Origin of the sequence: Westiellopsis prolifica IICB1, from assembly GCF_004323185.1 — a bacterium.
GTDB classification, from domain to species: domain Bacteria; phylum Cyanobacteriota; class Cyanobacteriia; order Cyanobacteriales; family Nostocaceae; genus Pelatocladus; species Pelatocladus prolificus_A.
Map to the genome: position 1 here is coordinate 1 of NZ_NAPS01000020.1, position 1,874 is coordinate 1,874.

General features: G+C 35.4%; 1 protein-coding gene. It reads left to right on the top strand.

Annotation, left to right across the window (positions count from 1 at the left end; genetic code table 11):
• The first annotated feature begins 248 nt into the window (after positions 1 to 248).
• Positions 249 to 1,471, top strand: a protein-coding gene (locus B4U84_RS30110; RefSeq protein WP_131121657.1) for an ISAzo13 family transposase whose coding sequence is annotated in 2 segments (ribosomal slippage) — positions 249 to 729 and positions 729 to 1,471 — 1,224 coding nt in all. Because the reading frame shifts where the segments join, the coding sequence is not laid out codon by codon here.
• Positions 1,472 to 1,874: the final 403 nt, after the last annotated feature.

Consider the following 1,874-nt stretch of genomic DNA (forward strand, 5'->3'; position numbering starts at 1 on the left):
TAATATTGCTTCAACTCCTCCAAAAACATTACGTGCTCAACGCCTTGCGGCATCAAAGGTTTGGACACACTCTTAATATTTGACAAAAACTATCATTACTTAGGGACTTCCAGAAAATAAATTATCCCATAATCAATAATGATAATCAATGTCAAGGGGGTGAAGAGGTTGCCGTCGGCAACCTCTTCACCCCCTTTTGTAGTAACTTGAATAATGACGCTTGTTTTTGAGTGTGGTAAATGGTGTCTATAGTATTAACTGATTCCCTTAAAAAGTTGTTGATTGAAACTGCATTTCAACTAAAAGGTGCGGCTAAACGAAAATTCATGGCACAAACAGTCGTGAAATTAAGGTTTGGAGGACAGAGATTAGCAGAGCAAGAATTGGGATGGAATCGATACAGTATTCGTAAAGGAATCAAAGAATTAAAAAGCGGTATTACTTGCATTGATAATTATTCAGCCAAAGGACGTTCTAAAGCAGAAGAATACTTACCGAATCTTTTAGAAGACATCAAAAATATAGTTGATTTACAAAGTCAAACTGACCCAAGTTTTAAAAGCCAAAGATTATATACACGACTGAGTGCTGTTGAGGTGAGAAAACAACTAATAGAAAAATGTGGTTATAGTGATAAAGATTTGCCTACGTCAGAAACGATTCGTGTAAAATTAAATGATTTAGGTTATAGTTTAAGACGGGTTGCTAAAGTTCAACCTCAAAAAAAATACCAGAGACAGACGCAATTTTTGAACAGCTAGATATAGTAAATGAAGATGCAGACTCAGACCCCAGTATCTTACGTCTGAGCATGGATGGAAAAGCTCGCGTCAATATTGGTTCGTTTGACCGAGGTGGTAAAAGCAGAGTCCCAACCGAGGCATCAGACCATGATTTTAACCCGAAAACAACGGTAACTCCTTATGGTATATTTCTTCCAAAATTTGACGAACTGTTTTTATACTTTACAGAGTCGAAAGTTACGAGTGATTTTATAGTTGATGTTTTAGAAGATTTTTGGTTGGGAGAAAGATATCGTTTTTCTCAAATTCAAACACTAGTTATAAATCAAGATAATGGACCGGAAAATAGTTCTCGGCGTACTCAGTTTATGAAACGTATAGTTGAATTTGCTCAAAAATATGAACTAAATATACGCTTGGCTTACTATCCTCCTTATCACAGTAAATACAATCCAATTGAGAGAACATGGGCAGTATTAGAAAACCATTGGAACGGCAGTATTTTGGATGAAGTAGAAGCGGCTTTAAATTTTGCTTCTAATATGACATGGAAGGGGAAACATCCGATTGTGAAGTTAGTCACTCAAACTTATGAAAAAGGAATTAAACTCACAAAAAAAGCCATGTCTAAAATTGAGAAACAAATCAAAAGACTAACCGAGTCTACACATGATATTTTTCCAGATTTAGGTAATTGGTTTATTGATATCTGTTTTGGAAAGACGTAAATTTTCAAATAGTAATATAGTTTGCTCAAGCTATAAAAATTTTTAACTAAACCTCAAAATACCCTGAAAAAGCGACAGGATAAAGATTTTTAATGCATACTTTAAGTGAGAAATGGGTTGCCGTCGGCAACCCATTTCTTATTCTATTATAATGATTATCATTATTAAATAAATGCTGGTTCTTAATTTTTTTGGGATAATTTATTTCTTGGAAGTCCCTTAGTGCTCAACGCCTTGCGGCATCAAAGGTTTGGACACAATTAATTCGATCAGAATACAGTTTACTTAAAGGTTTGTGCTCAACGCCTTGCGGCATCAAAGGTTTGGACACAATACAATCCTCACTGTGATATAGGTGATAGATATGTGCTCAACGCCTTGCGGCATCAAAGGTTTGGACACA